Origin of the sequence: Psychrobacter sp. 78a-MNA-CIBAN-0178 (assembly GCF_040309625.1) — a bacterium.
Lineage (GTDB): Bacteria > Pseudomonadota > Gammaproteobacteria > Pseudomonadales > Moraxellaceae > Psychrobacter > Psychrobacter okhotskensis.
Window position 1 is genome coordinate 76,252 of record NZ_JBEOOZ010000008.1, and the last position, 19,725, is coordinate 95,976.

Consider the following 19,725-nt stretch of genomic DNA (forward strand, 5'->3'; position numbering starts at 1 on the left):
CGTGCGACTTTTATATGCGCCAAAACGAGCAGCGACAAACGCCCTATAGAGTGCGCCTGCCATACCAACATATAAATTGAACACAAAAATAGGGTTTAAAACAGGCCAAATTTGGCCATCAAAAGGGAGCTAGTTTGACACAATTTGGCGGATATGTGCCAGTCATTAGCAAAAACTGCGCGTATTTTTTGCCAAAAAACCGGGTTTTGTTATTATTTTTTATGAGGGGCTTGCTATTACTTGCGTCTATACCTATATATTGTATGCTAAGGACAATTGTCAATAACCCCTCCTTGTTGTTTGCTGACCCTATACTGCCGACATTGCTAGCTATCTTAGACCAATGATTATAAATATTGGATGCTAGATGAGCAATGTCAGCGTTAGGTCCAAACCTCATCGCTGACTTAAGTTTGAGTATTTTCATGACCATTAATTATCAATATAAAAACATCCAATCTCCTACCAAAATCACCTTATCTGACGAGCAAGCTGCCGGTCATGCCGATCATTGGCGTATTTTAACCGATGATATGAGTCATGATGTGCCAGAGTGGCTGCAAAAGATGATCGAAAAGGCGGCCATGCCGAAAGGTCTCAACCCCAACGTCAGCGCCAAAGACAGTTGCTTGTTGCTATCTGAAGACCAACCTTGCCACATCAACCAAGTGCTGGCGATGAAAGACGGTAAGCCCGAATGCTTTATCAACGCCTATCCATGTGTCGACAGTCCTTATGGGCTACATTGCAAAATCGAGCGTATCATTGCCAACGACAACTCACACGACGCAGTACTGCGTTTGCGCACGGCTGACGGCAGTATTATTTATGCCTTTGACCAGCTTTATACCGCCAACCGTCATTTGTATCAACGCGATACGTCTTACTTCGTGAATTTTAGTGCTTGGGCACATGAAATCAAGCTAAGCGAGCAGCACGAAGTTATTATGGTAGAAGATCAAGAAGCCATTCGCTACCATCGTGCCTTTAACGATATCGTCGCCGCCAATGATGGTCAAATACCGGATGATCTACAAGAGCAAATCAAAGAGTGGAAGCCTGAGACCAAAGAACAAATGGCGCCAGTCGAGATTAACCTAGGTCATATGTGTGCTTATTTGTTCGGTGATACTCTGGGACAAGAAGACGAGGCATGGTGCCAAGGTCAAGTACTTGGCAAGCAAGAAACCCTCTTTAATGGCAAGCCCATTATCTTGTTTGATGTGGTAATACTACGTGAACAAGACGCCGATCCATTCGTGGTGCGTATTGGTGCGCTCAATACGACAGAGACTGCTTCTATTAACGTACATGACTATGTACAAGCGAATGTCTGGCTACAGGCAGCGATGTATAAAGAAAACCAAAAGTCACAAGATGCGACGGCGGCATCAAAAGCCAGCTAAACATTCAAGAAACTTAAGTCGTTTAATTAATTTAAATAGTCTAAGTAAGCAGCATCGCTAGGCATTCATTGCGACAATTACTTCTTCTTACTCATATTATCATTCGTAAAAAAGCTCCTAATATAAAATTAGGAGCTTTTTTGTGCTTTGCTTAGACAATATCGATAAAAAAAATCAATTGAAAAAGTGAAAGATATAGACTTAAGCCGTTAAGCCATCGTCGTCATAGATTTGACACGTTTGTACAATTCTTTTTGCTCAGCACTTGGACGTGCCGTTTGTACCGCCATCAATTGTGACATATCGCCTTCAACGCGAATTTTACCACTCATAAATGCGCCCATGATTTCGTTGGTATCAAAGTCGGTAATGATTGATTGCAAGATACTACGGTCAAGCAATAATGTGGTGGTCGCATTATCATTTAAGCCGCGATGCAATAGGCCATCAGCAAAGTTGGCTTCGATATCTCCATCGGTGTCAGACACTTTTAGGTTGATAACCATATTAGCCAGCGCGGGTGGCAAATTTAGCTCACCAGCTTCGCTACCTAACTTCTCAACGTCATCAAACCATGCATCTGTCAAAAAAACTGCCATATTATTGTCCTTAATGAATAGGGTGCTAGGCTAACCGTATCAATTACTGCTTACTGCCGCCCAATCGTATTCAAATGATTAAAATCGTTATTGTGTCATCGTTATTATAACAATGCGTAGGAAACTACTGTCGATACTTTTCAATCTCATTATAAGGGGCGATTTACCGATAAGTAAAACCTATTTATAAGGCTAATGTTGCCATTGTTACAAAAACTTCTCTATATTTTGTACTTATACCCTATGATTCATAGGATTCTGCCCTCTAGAATAGTCTTAAAATTGGGTATAAAATAGGCTGATAGCGTAGCAATAATAAGTTGCCTACGCAGATTTTTACCAAAGAGTTTGTATTTTGCCGCATAGTTCTGATGATATTTAATTAGGATTGCGTTACAATACCCTTAAACAGAGTCGGGAGTTTTAACTAAACATTACGTTAACCTGTTTTTTTGTCAGCCACCGCTAGCATACATCAATGGTCCATGCTGTTTTACGACCAGATGGATATCAGTGTCTATCTTCGTTATTGCTGTTGTTTTCAGTAATAATTAAGATAAATCCTTAATATCACTAGATGTTTGATGCTTCTATACGGTGTCACTCCTTATTTACCTTAACGAGTTATTAACAATCCTACTATCAACTGGCTGTAAGCGCTGCATGTTCCTAGCGCTACCCTCTTCCTCTTTGCATCAACTGATACTGAGTGGAAGCTTAGCTTGATAGTTAATAACCTTAAGATAATAATTGAGTCAAGAGACAGCATGTACCGCGATGACTATCTGCCTGCACCAGTATGGTTGCTGCAGATAATGCGGAGAGTTAGTTAATTCTGTTGATAATTCGGGCTGTAAAGGAATCATCCAATGAGTTTACAAAACACAGCAGTCGCCCCAGTTGACCGTGAGTATGAAATTACCATCGTAAGATTTTTTACGATAATGGCCGTGGTATGGGGCATCGTCGGCATGAGCCTTGGCGTGTTCATTGCTTCACAGTTGGCATGGCCAGCGCTTAACTTTGACATCCCATGGCTGACATTTAGTCGTTTAAGACCGCTACATACCAATGCAGTGATTTTTGCTTTCGGTGGCTCTGCCCTGTTCGCAACGTCTTACTATATTGTTCAGCGCACCTGTAAGACAAGGCTATTTGCCCCTTATTTGGCTTGGTTTACCTTTTGGGGTTGGCAAGCGGTTATCGTCTCTGCCGTTATCACCCTTCCTCTAGGCTTGACCTCGACTAAGGAATACGCTGAGCTTGAGTGGCCAATCGATATTTTGATTGCTCTGGTATGGATATCTTATGCCATTGTTTTCTTCGGGACACTCATCAAACGCAAAACCTCACATATTTATGTGGCCAACTGGTTCTTTGCCGCTTTTATTATTACGATTGCATTACTACATATCGTAAACAGCATGGCGATTCCGGTTAGCGCGTTCAAATCTTATTCGCTATTTGGCGGTGCAACTGATGCGATGGTGCAATGGTGGTACGGACATAACGCGGTAGGTTTTTACTTGACGGCAGCCTTCCTTGGGATGATGTATTACTTCGTTCCAGTACAGATTGGTCGTCCTATTTATTCGTATCGTTTGTCTATCGTTCACTTTTGGGCATTGATTGCATCTTATATGTGGGCTGGTGGTCACCATTTGCATTATTCAGCGCTTCCTGATTGGACGCAGTCATTAGCAATGGTATTCTCAATCATCTTATTTGCACCCTCTTGGGGTGGTATGATTAACGGTGTATTGACGCTATCTGGTAGTTGGGATAAGTTACGTACCGATCCAATCATTCGCTTTATGATCGTAGCATTGTCATTCTACGCAATGTCGACGTTCGAAGGCCCAATGATGTCTATTAAAACCGTTAATGCGCTATCGCATAATACGGATTGGACAGTCGGTCACGTACACTCAGGCGCGCTTGGTTGGGTAGGTATGATTACCATTGGTTCGCTATATGTACTATTACCACGTATTTATAACAAACCAAAAATGTACTCTATCAGCTTAATCACCACCCATTTCTGGCTAGCGACTGCAGGTACTATCTTTTACATCGTATCAATGTGGATCTCAGGTATTGGTCAAGGCATGATGTGGTTGGCTACTAATCCAGATGGTACTTTGGTATACAGCTTCGTTGATACAGTTGAGTTCTCGCATTTCCCATATATCGGGCGTGCTTTTGGTGGATTCTTGTATGTGTCAGGTATGTTTGTGATGGCTTATAACTGCTATAAAACACTCAAGATGCCAGAAGGTAAGCCTGTAGATGTCGCTGATCCAACGGATCATGAACCTAGTGTCGATACCTCGACAGCTAACGTATAAGGAGCGATCATGGCTGGTACACCGCATGAAATTATTGAAAAAAATACAGGCCTGTTGGTCATCGGTATCGTTATTGCGATTAGTTTTGCAACACTCGTTGAAATCGTACCGCTGATTTATGATAACAAGGGTCCAGAAGACGGTGGTGTGAACGCGCCGCTACCTGCTATGGAGCCATGGACTGCGCTTGAATTCGAAGGTCGTGATATTTATATTCGTGAAGGTTGTCACGTTTGTCACACGCAGATGGTTCGCCCACTACGTGCTGAGGTTGAACGTTATGGACCTTATTCACGCGCTGCTGAATCTACGTGGGATCACCCATTCTTATGGGGCTCAAAACGTACTGGACCAGATCTAGCACGTGTTGGTGGACGCTATTCAGAAGACTGGCAAAAGCAGCATCTTATTGCGCCACGTTCATTAGTTCCTGAGTCTGTGATGCCTGGTTTCCCGTGGCTTGCGACCAATGAGGTGAATGGTACAAACGTTCAAACTAAGATGCGTCTATTCCGTGATCGCTTTGGTGTACCTTACACTGAAGAAGATATCGAAGGTGCTCCTGATGCGGTGCTTGGTGCCACTGAGCTTGATGCTTTGGTCGCCTATCTCCAACAGTTGGGTACTGCAATGGAAGGACAGCGCTAATGGGTATTGGTGAATTACAAACAATTGCGACCGTTTCTGCCTTTGTTGCCTTTGTAGGCGTTGCATGGTGGGCGTATTCGCCAAAAAACAAAAAACGCTTCGAAGAAGATGCACAACTTGCGCTTGATGACGAGGATATAAAGTCTCTGTCTGAAGAGCAGCGCAATAAGGATAAACGATGACATTTTTTTGGAGTTCTTGGATCACTGTATTTAGTTTTGCTTGTTGGCTATTTATTCTTGGCGTCCTTTTGATGGTTCTAAAGTACAAGCCAGAAGTAGAAGAAGACGGTACAACAGGCCATGAATACGATGGCATCCGAGAATACGACAAACCCCTGCCCAAGTGGTGGTTAGTGATATTTTTTGGCTCAATCGTCTGGGGCATCGCTTACTGGGTGTTTTTCCCAGCCATGTTCCCTAAGCATTGGGACGGTATTACCACAGTAGAAGTCGATGGCGAAACGGTACCTTGGACCTCGCACAATGAGCTAAACAGTGAACTTGAACAGAACAACAAAGTATTTACGGATAACTTTGAAAAAAGTATTTTGGTTAAAGCAAACGCTGCCGGAGCTGCTCAAACGCTAGGTACACTCAATGATTTGCAAGCAACAATGCGCCGTAGTGAAACACCACCTGCAGATTTGCAAACGCAGATCGATGGAAAAATTGCAGAGCTTGCGCCTTATGTTGAAAAGCTCTCTGAAAACCCAAATGCGTTGAAAGTTGGTAGCCGTTTGTTCTTACAGAACTGCTCGGTATGCCATGGTTCTAATGCGAAAGGTGCAACGGGTTATCCGAACTTGACTGATAACGACTGGCTGTACGGTGGTGAAGCACAAAACATCTTGACGACGCTACACAATGGCCGCGTTGGTGGTATGCCAGCATGGCGCGATCAGATCGGTGAAGATGGCGTGCGTGCAGCGTCAGAGTATGTACTATCACTATCTGCTAACAACGGTAGCAAAGATAACGGCAAGCTCGATCAAACTTTGGTCGCTCAAGGCAGTGCAATCTTTCAGCAAAATTGTGCCTTGTGCCATGATAAAGATGGTAAAGGAATGATCTCAGCAGGTGCACCTAACTTGACTGATAATATCTGGCTGTATGGCGGCGATCGCGAAACGGTACGAAATACACTACGTTATGGTCGTGCTGGTGTTATGCCGCAGTGGGAAACCAAGCTAGGTAATGAGCGTATCATGCTACTTGCTGCTTATATTTACTCTTTATCAGACAAGCCCGCTAAAGCCGCTCAAGCGCTACCAGTTACTGCTACTGCGCCGAACGAAGCAGCAGCTACTGTTAACTAAGATTGATTTAGTCATTCTTGATACGATAAATGGATAAGATAGAAAAAAGGGAGGACTGTTATTGCAGTTCTCCCTTTTGTTTGGCTGTTGTGCTAAAGGTGTTGAGTTAATGACCTCATTATCCTTGTCATGATATTCGCTTTATTTGGCCAATGACTTGCACTTGCACCTCTATGCCGACCAGTTTATTTTATATCACTACATGACATTTATTATTCTTATATAATGATTGTGTTTTAACATTATCACCCCATTTATAGTAGGGAGAATGTTAAAATAGCAAAACTTAAACACCACTTATCTGTCGCTATTTTTAGTATGAGTGGTTCAATCGTAATTGGCTATTTACAATCGCTCATTTGGTAGCAGGGTTCGCTGTTTTTTACAGTGATTATCCTACTCAGCTACTTACTGACATTGATAACATCGCACATTCCAACATCTTTTTATTATAGGTGTTTGTTCATCATGCCAGCAGACTGATTCTTTTTTTAAAGAGGCACGTTTATGTCAGCACAACAATCTAATAAAATCCCCGTACAGCAGGTCGATCTTGATGCGACCAAGCAACGCGTGCACCCGAGGTTTGTCACAGGTTTTTATCAAAATATCCGCGTCGTTAGTATGTATGCCTTTTTGGCGCTGTTTTTGTTACTGCCGTGGCTGCGCTATAATGATAGACAAGCAATATGGTTTGATGTGCCCTCGCAGCATTACTATATTTTTGGCATGACGTTTTTGACCCAAGATTTTTATTTTATTGCAGCATTTGCCATTATTGCCGCGTTTACGCTGTTTATGGTGACGGTATATGCAGGACGCGTTTGGTGTGGTTACGCCTGTCCTCAAACGATATGGACCCATCTATACCAATATGTTGAAAAATGGGTAATTGGCGATCGCAATAAGCGTATGAAGTTTGATAAATCGCCGATGAGTGCGAGCAAAGTCTTCAAACGCACTGTCGTCTATTCAATTTGGTTTTTGCTTTCTGTGATTACAGCAGCGACCTTTGTTAGTTATGTAGCTGGGACAGATTCTCTATATCATAGCTGGCAGTCAATAGGAATGATTCCTTTCCCTGACTGGCCAACGTGGGTATGGGTCTCAATGTTTATCTTTACCTTTGCTACTTATGCCAATGCAGGCTATATGCGTGAGCAGATGTGTGTACAGATTTGTCCCTATGGCCGCTTTCAAAGTGTGATGTTTGATAAAGACACATTAATCGTATCTTATGATTATGAACGCGGTGAGCCGCGCGGTGCCCGTAAAAAAGGCACAAACCCAGAGCACTTAGGCGACTGCATTGAATGCACCATGTGTGTGCAGGTCTGCCCTACTGGTATCGATATTCGTGATGGCCTGCAAGTCGGCTGTATTCAGTGTGCGGCTTGTATCGATGCCTGTAACGAAGTGATGGACAAGGTCGGCTATCCGCGTGGCCTGATTCGTTATACGACCGAACGTCAGCTAGCAGAAAAAGAGCCAAGCCGCGTACTGCGCCCACGACTATTTGCTTATTTGACATTATTAGCCGTACTATGTGGCGGTGTGATATATGCGTTAACCGATCGCGTGCCGCTAGAGATTGATATACGTCGTGATCGTAACCAGTTATCATCTATCAATACCCAAGGCATGATCGAAAACAGCTATATCGTCAAGCTAACCAACAAAACCCAAGAGCCTCACAGTTATAAAATAACGCTCGCCCCGCAAGAGGGTCTGAGTTTAGAGCTGCGCTTCAACGATGTACCCTTAGAAGCAGGCGAAAGCTTCGATATGCCTGTCAGTATTTATGGTGATCCTGATGTGATTGAATTTGGTCAAACGCCAGTGACGTTAAATGTGACCAGTGAAGACGGTAAGTACAATGTCAGTAAGCAAAACGTCTTTACGACTCAAGGTCAGTAATTCATCACTGAACTGATTATTTAGTTTCCTTTATGTCATTCGGTAGTCAGCGACTTTGAGAGTCAAAGACTATCGAATAAATGTTTTACCATTAAACTGGTAGCGCTTAGCCGCCAAATTATCCGTTGATACCATTTGTAGATGTCTAATGAACAGCTATCTATTGATTGCGTATCTGATGCATAGGTATTTTATGTCTACTCCAGCACCGAACTTTAAACATCAAGATACTCAGCCATGGTACAAGAATTACATGGTCGTTATCTTTGTGATTGGCATGCCTGCTGCGGTCGTGATCGCTTGTATTTGGTTTGTTTATTACTCTTACCAGATCCGTGATAGCGTGGTACGTGACGACTGGTATATGGATGGCAAAACGCTCTATCATGATGTCTCTCGTGACAAGCTCACGTATGATTTAGACTTGCATGGACAAATGCAATTTGCCGATAATGGCAATATTGTGTTTTATTTAAATTATCCTGAACAGAGCCTGCAGTCAGGTAAGTTGCTTAATGGCACACCAATTACTTATCCAGATACCTTGGATTTATCGATTTCGCATGCCACCGACATTAAAAAAGATCGTGATGTGGTGCTACAGCATCAAGAAGGCAATAAATACACTGCCAAAGCAGATATTGATCCGGTAAAAGCCAAGTATTATTTGCAAGTGAGTAATGAAGGCAAAGACGATTGGCGTATGCAAGATGTGGCGAAATTACCACGTTCAGAGGTTAGTTTTGACCCGCTACCAGTTTTTGCTAAAAGTTAATGCTGTTAATAGCATCCAGACATAAAAAAACCAGCCACTCGTCAGAGATCGGCTGGTTTTTTTGAGCTATTTAGTATTCTACTAATTAATAGGTACTATTTAATCTCGTACTAACTTATAAACTACTAAATCACTGGGTTAATCGTTGGAATTTTCTGCGCTTTGCGCTCGTTTTGCGCGGCTTTATCCGTCTCTGTAGAATAAGGCTTGTCACTAGCGAACTTAGGATTGAACGTTTGCGTCCTTGGCGATACAGGTAAACCAATCTCAGCCAAACTATCTGTCTGCCCGGCTTGAATATTGTCGCCTTCAAATAAACGCTCATCGTTATCACGGTCGAGACTTAAGTGTTCAAAATCGAATAACTCACGGTCTGCTAATTGTGAAGGAGCAACGTTTTGCATGGCCTTAAAGATAGAGGCCAAACGCTGCGGATGAGCATTATCCCATTCGCGTAGCATGTCATTAATAATAGCGCGCTGTAGATTGGTCTGGCTACCACATAAGTTGCACGGGATAATCGGAAACGCTTTGAGGCGTGCGTATTCAATGATGTCTTTTTCTTCAACGTATGCCAAAGGGCGAATGAGCATGTTTTGCTTGTCGTCGCTGAGCAATTTTGGCGGCATCGATTTTAGCGCGCCGCCATGAAATAAGTTCAAAAAGAAAGTCGTGAGCATGTCGTCACGGTGATGACCAAGGGCAATTTTGGTCGCGCCAATCTGCTTGGCAAAACCGTATAACGAGCCACGACGCAAACGCGAACATGCTGAGCAATAAGTCTTGCCTTCTGGCACCACGCTTTTGACGATACTATAAGTATCTTTTTCTAAAATATAATGAGCAATGCCCTGCTCGTTCAGATACGCTGGCAAAATATCCTCAGGATAACCGGGCTGCTTTTGATCAAGGTTGACCGCGACGATATCAAAGTTGATCGGCGCAATACGTTTTAGCAGCAATAAAATATCAAGCAATGTATAACTGTCCTTACCACCTGACACGCAAACCATCACCACATCGCCATCTTCAATCATATTGAAGTCACGAATCGCCCAAGATACTTGGCGGCGCAGCTTTTTTTGTAGTTTGCGAAATATCGCTGTTTCTGTCAGTGCTTGTTCGTCAGCCAATTGCTCAGCACTGCCATAGTCAACACCAGCATGCTCACTATCAGCTGCCACGTCCATAGCATCATTGAGCTCGTCGTTCACCTCATCGTATTCCATACTATGTCTATCAGTCTCTAAAGAATGATTATCGAAGTCAGCATTGGTAGACAACTCGTTAAATTGAGGAGGGAATGTTGGTGTAAACAAGGTCGCTGCGGTCATAAATTACTCAATATCTTTGCAAGGATGATGTGACTATAATGATGTGACTATAAAGCAAGCTATAAAACAGAAGGCGTCTCAATATTAATAGTGACACACGAGTGAGACGCTAAAAGCCGCAGCGATTATAACAAAAATCACTAAGGTATTGAAAAGATGAGGCTAAATTATTAGCATAAATGCTATCGTTGTGGGCAAACAATCATAGAATGTAGTGAAAATCGATGCGAGGAACAAAATCTTATCGCCTTTATGGTTCTGTAATAGCCGTATTTTTGCTAAAATAGCCGTTTTTCGCCAATCAATAATAGACAACACTATGACTAACGCTACCACACCAGCCAACGCCCAAAATCAAACAGCCGATGAGCGCTTAACAACACTGCATAAAAGCCAAAATGCTGTTGTGCTACTGTCTGGTGGTCTCGATTCAGTGACTTGCTTATATTGGGCCAAGGCGCGTTATGCGTCGGTTACTGCGGTCAGCTTCAACTATGGTCAGCGTCACAATAGTGAGCTTGTCGCCGCAAAAAGTATCGCAGAAACAGCCGCGGTCAATCATCGTGTTATCGATATTGATATCGCTCAGTTGGGCGGCTCATCATTGACCGATCACAGCATGATCGTTCCTGACGGAGATGCAGAGAAGTTCCCTAATAAGAAACGCGATGAGATTGATAACGATGCCATTCCAAACACTTATGTGCCTGCACGCAATACCATATTCTTATCTTATGCCCTAGCCGTCGCTGAAGTCATCGATGCCAACCATATCGTCATTGGCGTCAGCTCAGTCGACTATTCTGGCTATCCAGATTGTCGCCCTGAATACATCGCCGCTTTTGAGCACATGGCGAATCTAGCGACTAAAGCGGGTGTGACTGGTCATCATCTAACCATTCAGACGCCATTGCAGCAGTTATCCAAAGCGAAGACCATTGAGCTTGGGCTGTCATTGGGTGTCGATTATGGCCAGACGATTTCTTGCTACCAAGCCGATGCCAACGGTCTTGCCTGCGGCGTTTGCGACAGCTGCACCTTACGTCGTCAAGGGTTTGCCAAAGCAGGTGTCGCTGATCCCACCCATTATCAATCTTAGCGCTTGGATTGGTTATATGGGTTATATGGGTTATAGCAGGTCAATATAAAAAAGATACAGCGTGACTGATATAAATTTTTTGCCGCCTCTGTCTGCGTAGGCACAGCAAGCAAGAAAAATTTGTAACAGTCACGCACCTTCATGTTGTGTCTCTACTCTATTTAGTATCGACTATATACAACCAAAGCATTTGTAAATTGGTACGGTGATAACCTCGCATGATTTACTATTGTCATATCTGTGCTCAGTTGCTTTGTACTGACTTAAAATTGCCTCGACTATAGCAGCGGACGCTATGACTAAACATTAGCGAAACATTCGCTTGCATTAACACAGCACGCCGCCGTTGTATTTTAATTGTGATACTTGCTATGGTATGAACGATTATATTTGTCATTAAATAGACAAATGGTAGAGAAAAAGTGCTATTTATCTCCATTTTTTATCTACCGTCATTTTATTTTGCTCTGCGTAAAAATCTACAAAATTGCCGCCACCTTTGAGAGGATATTTATGAAGTTATTGCCCGTATTACCCCTAGCCCTCGCTGCGCTGTTTGCCATGCCACAAGCCAATGCTATCGATATTAAGCAAAACAATATCAATACTTGCGTGAGCGGTGCCGTCAAGTATAAAGTCGCTGACAAGAGCAACGCGACCAAGCTATGCAATTGCACTATTGATGTCCGTAGCAACATGACAATCGGTCAAATGTGGGAAATTGAGAGCTATGCCCAAGACAAAAAAGACCCGTCAGGCCTACCCTATGTAAAGAAAATGCAAAAAGACTTGCAGCAATGCACTGTTGGCCTAGACTTAAAGCAACCACAAAAACCTGCATAAGCAATAAATGGGTTAATACAAAAAAGACTGGCAATGACCAGTCTTTTTTGTTGCGAATGAATAAGTGAAGTGTAAAACTGAGTATTTATTTCTGCTAATCTGCCTATAATAAGACCACCATAATCTAAAAAAACCATAAAACAACTAAGGATTTTACCATGGCTAAGCCAACCACAGAGACTATTGCCCTGCCCGACTTTCCAGTGACGATGGTACGTGAGCTAGATGGTCATTTTATTCATGACGATATTAGCTTAAAAGACTTGGTTGCGCATACTAACAAAGGACTGATTCTTTATTTTTATCCAAAAGACAATACTCCAGGTTGCACCACACAAGCGACAGAGTTCACAGCGCACATTAATGATTTTGATGGCTTAGGCTATGATATCGTTGGGGTGTCCCGCGATAGTGCCGAATCTCATGAAAAATTTATCGCAAAATATGATTTACAGATTCCACTGATCAGTGATAACGACGAAGAGCTATGCCAGTACTTTGACGTCATTAAAGAAAAGAACATGTACGGTAAGATTACGTTAGGTCTGGTACGCTCGGCCTTCGTATTTGACAAAGACGGCAATCTTACTCATGCGCAGCGTAATCTACGTGCTAAAGACTATACCGAGCGCTTACTGACGATGTTAGCGCCATAACTTTTATTATGGTTATTGGCACTAACATCGTCATAGAATAGCGCTTATTGAGACGCTAAGCACAAACGATTAAAAGCCAACATCTTATCAGTCACTCACATCATATAAAATATAACTATTTGAGAATAATATGAATAACCAGTCAGACAGCACTGCCGCTAGTACATACCATCAAGTCACGCGCAAGGTATCGGTTGCCGTCATTGGCGCAGGGACAGCAGGACAGAATGCCTTTCGCCAAGCCAGTAAAACCAAAGATGATATCGTCATTATTAATGATGGCTTTTGGACGACCACCTGTATTGCGGTCGGTTGTATGCCCAGCAAACTGCTCATTGCCGCAGCCGACCGCGCTCATGATGCCAATCACTCTGCGGAATTTGGGATTCATGGCAGCGCTCAGATAAATGGCAAACAAGTCATGGAACGCGTCCGCACTGAACGCAGTCATTTTGAAAGCTATATTGAAAAACAAGTCGATAGCTGGCCTGACCACAAAAAAATAGCGGGTCGCGCTCATATCAATGAGCAAGGTCTCATTGAGGTCAATGACGAGGTGATTGAAGCAGATAAAATCATCGTGGCTACTGGCAGCTCTCCTTTTATTCCAGAAGGTTGGAATGATAAGTTGGGCGACACTTTACTGACGTCTGATACGGTTTTTGAGCTACCAGATTTACCAAAATCTATGGCGGTGGTTGGCGCTGGTGCTATTGGTTTAGAGCTTGCACAAGCATTTAATCGCTTGGGTGTAGAGGTGACACTATTTAACCGTGTTAAAAAAGTAGCCGGACTGAAAGACTCAGACATTAGCAATAAAGCCATCGACTGTTTAAGCCGTGAGCTGACGATGCATTTGGGCAGTAAAATCAAAGATATTGGCACGCAGGCGGCTGAAGGTAGTCAAGGAGCACTCGCCTTTATTGATTATGAAGACAGCGCAGGTGAGACACAGCAGTGGCAAGGTGAATATGTACTGGTCGCGACGGGTCGCCGTAATAATATTGAGCAGCTAGGCGTTGAAAACCTAGGGGTTGAGCTTGATGACAAAAATCGCCCAAAGAATCTGAGTAAAAAGACCGGTCAAATTGGTGATTTAAATGTCTTTATCGTTGGCGATGCCAATGCCCATATTCCACTGCTGCATGTGGCCAGTGATGAAGGATTTAGTGCGGGCAATATGGTCTGCGACAATGTAAAAAATGCTCATATTCGCCCACCAGCCGTACCCTTCTCTATCGTATTTTGTTCGCCACAAATCATCAACGTCGGTAAGTCTCTCCCCGAAATAGAGGAAGATGAAGAGCTCGAACACGTGATTGGCAGCGTGAGCTTCGACAATCAAGGACGCAGCCGAGTCATGGGCGTCAACTGTGGCCTGCTACATATCTATGGCTGCAAAAAAACAGACAGAATCCTAGGTGCGAGCATGGTCGGTCCCGATGCCGAATATATCGGTCATATATTGGCGGTTGCTATCACCAATGACTTAAGTATCAAACAATTACTGGACACGCCTTTTTATCATCCGACTATCCTAGAAGGTTTGCGTACCGCGCTACGCGATGTCCAACACAAAATGAAGATACCTTTTCAGTCTCAGGACACTCAAGAAAGCACTTCTTAATGCCCAAAACAGTAGCGCTTTTAAACATTATGCTTAGTACCAATCTTCGCTCATGTCGTGTTGTATTGATTGTCACGACTTGAGGTCATCTAAAAACACTTTGCATGGACGACACAATGGCAATCGCTAGTATTACCGAGTTTTTTCAAGAGATCATTCGTGACTTACATACTAGCCTTTACCTTGCTCTCGGCGGCTCAATCGATGAGGAGTCATTCGATTGGACGTCGCAAGCGGTAGAGCTGACCAGCACGGGTATTAAAATCCTGATACTGCTTGCGGTATTAGGGTTTTTTTATTGGTTGGCTATTTATATTGTCAAAAAAAGCAAATCCCGAATCCGTCTGAATGAACGCCGGTCAAAAATAGTACGCTCAGTTTTGCGTTATATTTGGATCGTTGCCAGCTTGATTGCCATTATGAGTCAGATTAGCTTTGAACCAGAGACGATCAAAGCCACGGCTAAGGCCAGTACTTGGGCGGGCATCTATTACGTGCTGTGGACGTCTTCTGGACAAATCATTCACAAGATCCTACAGCATTACGGACTCAATGCCTCTATTGAGCAGCTGCTTAAAAATATTTTGTCGGTATTATTGTTGGTATTGGGGCTTGCCAGTGTCATGGCGCAGTTTGGCTTTGATATTGTGTCTTTAGTGGCAGGTTTGGGTATCGCTGGTTTAGCAGTTGGCTTTGCTGCCCAATCGACGCTCGCCAACTTTATTGCTGGTATTACGATCTTGCTTGAGCAGTCCTTTCAAGTAGGCGACTGGGTCAATATCAACGATAATGAAGGTCGTGTGGTGGTGATTGCCCTACGTACTACTCACGTTTTGACTCGAGACAACATCACTGTCATTATTCCAAACTCCAACGTCGCCTCCTCTGAGGTAACCAACCTAACCTCCAAAAACTTTATCCGCTTTGATGTTCGTGTGCGTATTGCGTTTGAAGATGACATTGATAACGCCCGCAAAGAGATTTTGCAGGTACTTGCCGGCAATGATATGGTGCTTAATCGTCCTGAAACCTCAGCAACCGTCGATGAAATTGGCGAATATGGGGTATTTTTTATCGTGCGTTTTTGGGTAAAACCAGCCGCTGTTGCGCGTATGCCCAAGATTAAAGAAGGTCTAAGAGAAGATATCAAGCGTGCCTTTGATGCGGCCAATATATCCACCCCTTATCCGCATATGCGCCTGCTCATGCCAAAAGACGTGGATTATCCTATCGCGACCAAACCTTTTGCTACCACTACCCAATTGGTTACAGAAGCAGTATCGTTAAAAAAGAATGATAAATAACGTTTATTAGGGATGTCCCTAATGTAGAACAGTAAGTGCAAAAGCCTTAAACGACAGAGACTACTTCAAACATAGCTCTCTAGGATAGGGCCAAAGCAGCTAACGTAGCTTGTAAGGTCTAAAAAAATCTCATATAGTTTGATACCTTATATAGCAAATATCAGCTTAAAGATTTGCTTATGGATTGCTATAACTATTATCATATATATGCAGAATTTTGAAAAAAACACAATAACCTAAATAGGAGTAAATAATGATTACCCATGTACCTGATGTGACTTTCAAAACCCGTGTTCGTGATGAATCTATCGAAGGAGACAACCCATTTAAATGGCAAGACTTAACCACAGATGAGCTATTTGCCAATAAAAAAGTGGTCGTGTTCTCACTACCAGGTGCCTTTACGCCAACCTGTTCGACCAGCCATCTACCTCGTTATGAAGCGCTTTACGATGAGTTTAAGGCGTTAGGCGTAGATGAAATCGTTTGCATTTCTGTCAATGACGCCTTTGTCATGTATCAATGGGGCCTAAAGCAAAACCGTGAAAATGTTTTCTTGCTTCCTGATGGTAATGGTGAGTTCACTCGTAAAATGGGCATGCTTGTTGATAAGAGTAATCTTGGCTTTGGTATGCGCTCATGGCGTTATTCGATGCTTGTCGACAACAAAGCCATCAAAAAAGTGTTTAAGGAACCTAATTTTGGTGACAACTGCCCAATAGACCCATTTGAAGTATCAGATGCAGACACCATGTTAGATTATTTAAAAAGTAATGCTTAATCACAACACTTAAGTACATTGGCTCTTGAATAGTATTATCAGGCGTCTATAAAGGCTCAAATACTAAGGCTCGAATACTGTCGAACTGCGTAGTCCTTGAACATAAGGGCTACGCAGTTTTTTTATGGTTCTTTACAAGAACCTCTATCGCTGAGCGGTGTTATTTTCCTCATTTGACTGCAATTTATCTCATATTTATTACCATTTTCAAAATGAGAACATGCTTCAGATTAAAAACCAATAATGAGCCATTTTTTTTAGTCTGACGCTATAGCCAAAATATCCTAAAAACACGACGGTATTGCTGATATCAATTTTTTGTAGCCTCTGTCGGCGCAGGCACAGCAAGCAAGAAAAATGGATATCAGCAGTGCATGATGTATCTGTATGACTTTTCACTCACTATAGATATAGTCAGAGCACTTTTAAACCGCTACGGTGTTATCCGCCCTAGATGTACTCGATGTACTATCTGCGGTCAGTCGCCTTATAGCGATTCTAAAACTCCTTGACTATAGTACTGATTTTAATAACGCCTTAACGCCAAAATTTTAAACACCATCTTTTAATCAAAGCCACTTAAACCATCCATAGCGTAATTATGGTAAAATTGACGGTTAAACATCTTATCTTATGATGTGCCTTATTTATCAATATTTATCAATTTAGCCCACAGGTATCCGTATGACCGAAACAACCGCGCCAGCCCTTGCCGCCGCATCTTCACCAGCGTTGTCAGAAGCACTTTCACCAGCGCTCTCAGCAGAGTTGTCACTTGAGCTGATTATCACTTGTGCTGATGGGCTTGAGGCACCGCTACAGACTGAGCTGACGAGTTTTGGTATTGCAAGTGACATCAAAAGTACCGGCCGTCTGACCGTTACGGGTACATTGCGTGATCTCTATACGATTTGTCTGTGGTCGCGAGTGGCATCGCGGGTATTGATGCTGATTAAACGCAGAAATATTAATGCCGAGTATGATGTGGCAGAGCAGCTTTATGGCTTAGCGAAGTCGGTCAATTGGACGGAGCAGTTTAAACTTGAGCAAACCTTTGCCATTCGTCTGTCTGTCGACAAACGCGTCGCTGTCAGCCAGCAGTTTGCCATGCTACGTATCAAAGATGCGATTGCTGATACCTTTAATGAAGTTTATGACAGCCGCCCTAACGTCGATAGCAAGCACCCAGATTTTGCTATTTTCGCGACCGTTAATGACAAGCAAGCCGAATTGTATTTAGATTTATCAGGTACTAGCTTGCATCGCCGTGGTTATCGCGTGGCAATGACTGAAGCGCCCCTCAAAGAAAACTTGGCAGCAGCTTTGCTCTATAGTGCAGGTTGGCATAAGAAGAACGACGCTGGCGATGCACCTTTTTATAATGCGTTAATCGATCCAATGTGTGGCTCAGGCACCTTTATTATTGAAGCACTACTCATGCATTGTGATTACGCAGTGGGTATTGATAAAGCCGCCAATCAATTTGGCTTTTATCAATGGCAGCATCATGATGATGCGTTATGGCAACAGATGATTGATGATGCCCAAACACGCTTCCGCGAAGCCTTAGCAATTGCTAACGAGCAGCCAGATACCCTACCACTAATCTTGGGTTATGATGCGGATAGTGGCGCGATTCTCGCCACAGAAAAAAACCTGATTGCCGCTGGCCTACAAGACTTGCTACCGCTACTCGACATCGAAACACGCGCACTTGACCGTCTAAGCAGTGTGCTAAAGCCGTTGGTCGATGATGGTCGATTGAGCAATCCTCTAATTATCACCAACCCACCTTATGGTGAGCGTTTGGGTGATGAAGAGATGATTAAGCCATTGTATCAAGCGATTGGGCTTATTCTGCAAGACAGCTTTGCCGGTAGCGGCATTGATCCGATGCTTGGTATATTGGCCTCTCATGTCGAGCAAGTCGATATCTTGCCGATTAAAGAGCCAAAAACCTTACGCTGTCATAATGGTGCCATTACCGTTTATTTCCGCTATGGCACGTTGATTGCTGGGCAAACAGGCAATCTTGTGAGCCGTTTTGAAAAGCGTGAGATTGAAGTAGAAGACGGTCAAGATTTTATTAACCGCCTACAAAAAAATCTTGCCAAGCTAAAAAAACTGGCTAAAAAAGACAATGTCAGTAATATCCGTGTCTATGACGCTGACCTGCCAGATTTTAAAGTGGCTATCGACTTATATGGTGACTACGCGCACGTGCAAGAATATGCACCGCCGAAAACCATACCACCCGAGACCGCCAAAAAACGCTTTAATCTAGCTTTGATGGGTATTCGTGAAGTGTTCGATATTAACCGCGAACAAATCTTTATCAAAACTCGGGCACGCCAATCTGGTAATGATCAATATAGCAAACAGAACACCACAGAAAGGCGCGGCAAGTTTCATGTCGCTCGCGAAGATGGTGCATATTTCTACGTCAACTTTACCGATTATCTCGATACCGGTTTGTTTATTGACCATCGTAATATGCGCGCACGGATTAAAGACAACAGTCGTAATAAATCAGTACTGAATTTATTTGCTTATACCTGTACGGCAAGTGTGCATGCGGCATTGGCGGGTGCCAAAAAAGTCACCAGCGTTGACTTGTCACAGAACTATCTCGATTGGGGTAAGCAAAACTTTGTGCTCAACGGTTTGGACGTCAGCCGCAATAAATATCAATTCGTTGCTGCCGATATCTTTGAGTGGATTAAGGAAAATACCGAGCAATTCGATATTATCTTTATCGATCCACCGACCTTTTCAAACTCGAAAAAGTTCCAAGGTACTTTTGATGTGCAGCGAGATCATGCTGCTATTATTAATCGCGCGATGAATCGCTTAACCGCTGATGGCGTCTTATATTTCTCAAACAACTTTACCCGTTTTGAGCTCGATGAGCAATTAATCGAGCGCTATGACATCGTTGATATCACACAAAAAACCATTGGCTTCGATTTTAATATCAAAAAGCCGATTCATCAAAGTTTTGAGATTCGTCATCGTCAAGGGTAAATGAAAGCCTTGCAACCCTTCTAACGCTCAGTAAAATGACCAAATT

16 protein-coding genes are annotated in these 19,725 nt (G+C 43.1%); 14 read left to right on the forward strand and 2 right to left on the reverse strand.

Translation table 11 applies throughout. From position 1 onward, the window contains the following. The first annotated feature begins 425 nt into the window (after positions 1-425). The gene (locus tag AAEY80_RS06975) at positions 426-1,406 is read left to right on the forward strand and encodes a hypothetical protein (RefSeq protein ID WP_025651292.1); all 981 of its coding nucleotides are present in this window, start codon (positions 426-428) and stop codon (positions 1,404-1,406) included. Between the two features lie 209 nt (positions 1,407-1,615). Here the strand turns inward: AAEY80_RS06975 and AAEY80_RS06980 are convergent, their stop codons facing one another. Further along, complete coding sequence (locus AAEY80_RS06980) at positions 1,616-2,005, reverse strand: SCP2 sterol-binding domain-containing protein (protein WP_025651293.1); 390 nt, start codon at positions 2,003-2,005, stop codon at positions 1,616-1,618. Between the two features lie 869 nt (positions 2,006-2,874). Here AAEY80_RS06980 and ccoN point away from each other — a divergent pair. The 6 genes from ccoN to AAEY80_RS07010 all read left to right on the forward strand — a co-directional run bounded on the left by ccoN (position 2,875) and on the right by AAEY80_RS07010 (position 9,011). Continuing rightward, the gene (ccoN, locus tag AAEY80_RS06985) at positions 2,875-4,353 is read left to right on the forward strand and encodes a cytochrome-c oxidase, cbb3-type subunit I (protein ID WP_025651294.1); all 1,479 of its coding nucleotides are present in this window, start codon (positions 2,875-2,877) and stop codon (positions 4,351-4,353) included. A gap of 9 nt (positions 4,354-4,362) precedes the next feature. Continuing rightward, positions 4,363-5,001 carry a cytochrome-c oxidase, cbb3-type subunit II gene (ccoO, locus tag AAEY80_RS06990; RefSeq protein WP_025651295.1) on the forward strand — a complete coding sequence of 213 codons (639 nt, stop codon included), beginning with the start codon at positions 4,363-4,365 and terminating at the stop codon, positions 4,999-5,001. Further along, complete coding sequence (locus AAEY80_RS06995) at positions 5,001-5,183, forward strand: CcoQ/FixQ family Cbb3-type cytochrome c oxidase assembly chaperone (RefSeq protein WP_010199605.1); 183 nt, start codon at positions 5,001-5,003, stop codon at positions 5,181-5,183. Before ccoO ends, AAEY80_RS06995 begins: the two co-directional genes overlap by 1 nt. After that, positions 5,180-6,319 carry a cytochrome-c oxidase, cbb3-type subunit III gene (gene ccoP, locus AAEY80_RS07000; protein WP_025651296.1) on the forward strand — a complete coding sequence of 380 codons (1,140 nt, stop codon included), beginning with the start codon at positions 5,180-5,182 and terminating at the stop codon, positions 6,317-6,319. Before AAEY80_RS06995 ends, ccoP begins: the two co-directional genes overlap by 4 nt. A 507-nt stretch (positions 6,320-6,826) precedes the next feature. Next, a complete protein-coding gene (ccoG, locus tag AAEY80_RS07005; protein WP_350588100.1) occupies positions 6,827-8,236 on the forward strand; it encodes a cytochrome c oxidase accessory protein CcoG in 1,410 nt (469 codons plus the stop codon). A 193-nt stretch (positions 8,237-8,429) separates the two neighbouring features. Next, positions 8,430-9,011 (forward strand): FixH family protein, encoded by a 582-nt coding sequence (locus tag AAEY80_RS07010; protein WP_350588101.1) that lies wholly within the window; start codon positions 8,430-8,432, stop codon positions 9,009-9,011. A gap of 125 nt (positions 9,012-9,136) precedes the next feature. Here the strand turns inward: AAEY80_RS07010 and ttcA are convergent, their stop codons facing one another. Further along, entirely contained in the window at positions 9,137-10,240 is a 1,104-nt protein-coding gene (ttcA, locus tag AAEY80_RS07015) for a tRNA 2-thiocytidine(32) synthetase TtcA (RefSeq protein WP_407074178.1), read from the reverse strand. 487 nt (positions 10,241-10,727) lie between these two features. On the opposite strand from ttcA, the gene queC reads away from it, so the two are divergent. From queC to rlmKL, 7 genes are all read left to right on the forward strand, one after another. Further along, positions 10,728-11,444 carry a 7-cyano-7-deazaguanine synthase QueC gene (queC, locus tag AAEY80_RS07020; RefSeq protein WP_201566633.1) on the forward strand — a complete coding sequence of 239 codons (717 nt, stop codon included), beginning with the start codon at positions 10,728-10,730 and terminating at the stop codon, positions 11,442-11,444. 513 nt (positions 11,445-11,957) lie between these two features. Beyond that, positions 11,958-12,287, forward strand: a complete 330-nt coding sequence (locus AAEY80_RS07025) for a hypothetical protein (RefSeq protein WP_025651003.1) — start codon at positions 11,958-11,960, stop codon at positions 12,285-12,287. Between the two features lie 158 nt (positions 12,288-12,445). Continuing rightward, positions 12,446-12,943 (forward strand): peroxiredoxin, encoded by a 498-nt coding sequence (locus tag AAEY80_RS07030; RefSeq protein ID WP_350588102.1) that lies wholly within the window; start codon positions 12,446-12,448, stop codon positions 12,941-12,943. A 130-nt stretch (positions 12,944-13,073) separates the two neighbouring features. After that, positions 13,074-14,570 (forward strand): dihydrolipoyl dehydrogenase, encoded by a 1,497-nt coding sequence (locus AAEY80_RS07035; RefSeq protein ID WP_350588103.1) that lies wholly within the window; start codon positions 13,074-13,076, stop codon positions 14,568-14,570. A gap of 116 nt (positions 14,571-14,686) precedes the next feature. Continuing rightward, the gene (locus tag AAEY80_RS07040) at positions 14,687-15,874 is read left to right on the forward strand and encodes a mechanosensitive ion channel family protein (RefSeq protein ID WP_025651000.1); all 1,188 of its coding nucleotides are present in this window, start codon (positions 14,687-14,689) and stop codon (positions 15,872-15,874) included. A gap of 253 nt (positions 15,875-16,127) precedes the next feature. Then, on the forward strand, positions 16,128-16,655 hold the full coding sequence (locus tag AAEY80_RS07045) for a peroxiredoxin (RefSeq protein ID WP_025650999.1): 528 nt from the start codon (positions 16,128-16,130) through the stop codon (positions 16,653-16,655). A 684-nt stretch (positions 16,656-17,339) separates the two neighbouring features. Further along, positions 17,340-19,679 carry a bifunctional 23S rRNA (guanine(2069)-N(7))-methyltransferase RlmK/23S rRNA (guanine(2445)-N(2))-methyltransferase RlmL gene (rlmKL, locus tag AAEY80_RS07050; protein ID WP_201566599.1) on the forward strand — a complete coding sequence of 780 codons (2,340 nt, stop codon included), beginning with the start codon at positions 17,340-17,342 and terminating at the stop codon, positions 19,677-19,679. The last annotated feature ends 46 nt before the right edge of the window (positions 19,680-19,725 follow it).

Coding starts and splice junctions, on each gene's coding strand:
- AAEY80_RS06975 (WP_025651292.1), top strand. CDS start 426: ATGACCATTAATTATCAATATAAAAACATCCAATCTCCTACCAAAATC.
- AAEY80_RS06980 (WP_025651293.1), bottom strand. CDS start 2,005: ATGGCAGTTTTTTTGACAGATGCATGGTTTGATGACGTTGAGAAGTTA.
- ccoN (WP_025651294.1), top strand. CDS start 2,875: ATGAGTTTACAAAACACAGCAGTCGCCCCAGTTGACCGTGAGTATGAA.
- ccoO (WP_025651295.1), top strand. CDS start 4,363: ATGGCTGGTACACCGCATGAAATTATTGAAAAAAATACAGGCCTGTTG.
- AAEY80_RS06995 (WP_010199605.1), top strand. CDS start 5,001: ATGGGTATTGGTGAATTACAAACAATTGCGACCGTTTCTGCCTTTGTT.
- ccoP (WP_025651296.1), top strand. CDS start 5,180: ATGACATTTTTTTGGAGTTCTTGGATCACTGTATTTAGTTTTGCTTGT.
- ccoG (WP_350588100.1), top strand. CDS start 6,827: ATGTCAGCACAACAATCTAATAAAATCCCCGTACAGCAGGTCGATCTT.
- AAEY80_RS07010 (WP_350588101.1), top strand. CDS start 8,430: ATGTCTACTCCAGCACCGAACTTTAAACATCAAGATACTCAGCCATGG.
- ttcA (WP_407074178.1), bottom strand. CDS start 10,240: ATGGAATACGATGAGGTGAACGACGAGCTCAATGATGCTATGGACGTG.
- AAEY80_RS07025 (WP_025651003.1), top strand. CDS start 11,958: ATGAAGTTATTGCCCGTATTACCCCTAGCCCTCGCTGCGCTGTTTGCC.
- AAEY80_RS07030 (WP_350588102.1), top strand. CDS start 12,446: ATGGCTAAGCCAACCACAGAGACTATTGCCCTGCCCGACTTTCCAGTG.
- AAEY80_RS07035 (WP_350588103.1), top strand. CDS start 13,074: ATGAATAACCAGTCAGACAGCACTGCCGCTAGTACATACCATCAAGTC.
- AAEY80_RS07040 (WP_025651000.1), top strand. CDS start 14,687: ATGGCAATCGCTAGTATTACCGAGTTTTTTCAAGAGATCATTCGTGAC.
- AAEY80_RS07045 (WP_025650999.1), top strand. CDS start 16,128: ATGATTACCCATGTACCTGATGTGACTTTCAAAACCCGTGTTCGTGAT.
- rlmKL (WP_201566599.1), top strand. CDS start 17,340: ATGACCGAAACAACCGCGCCAGCCCTTGCCGCCGCATCTTCACCAGCG.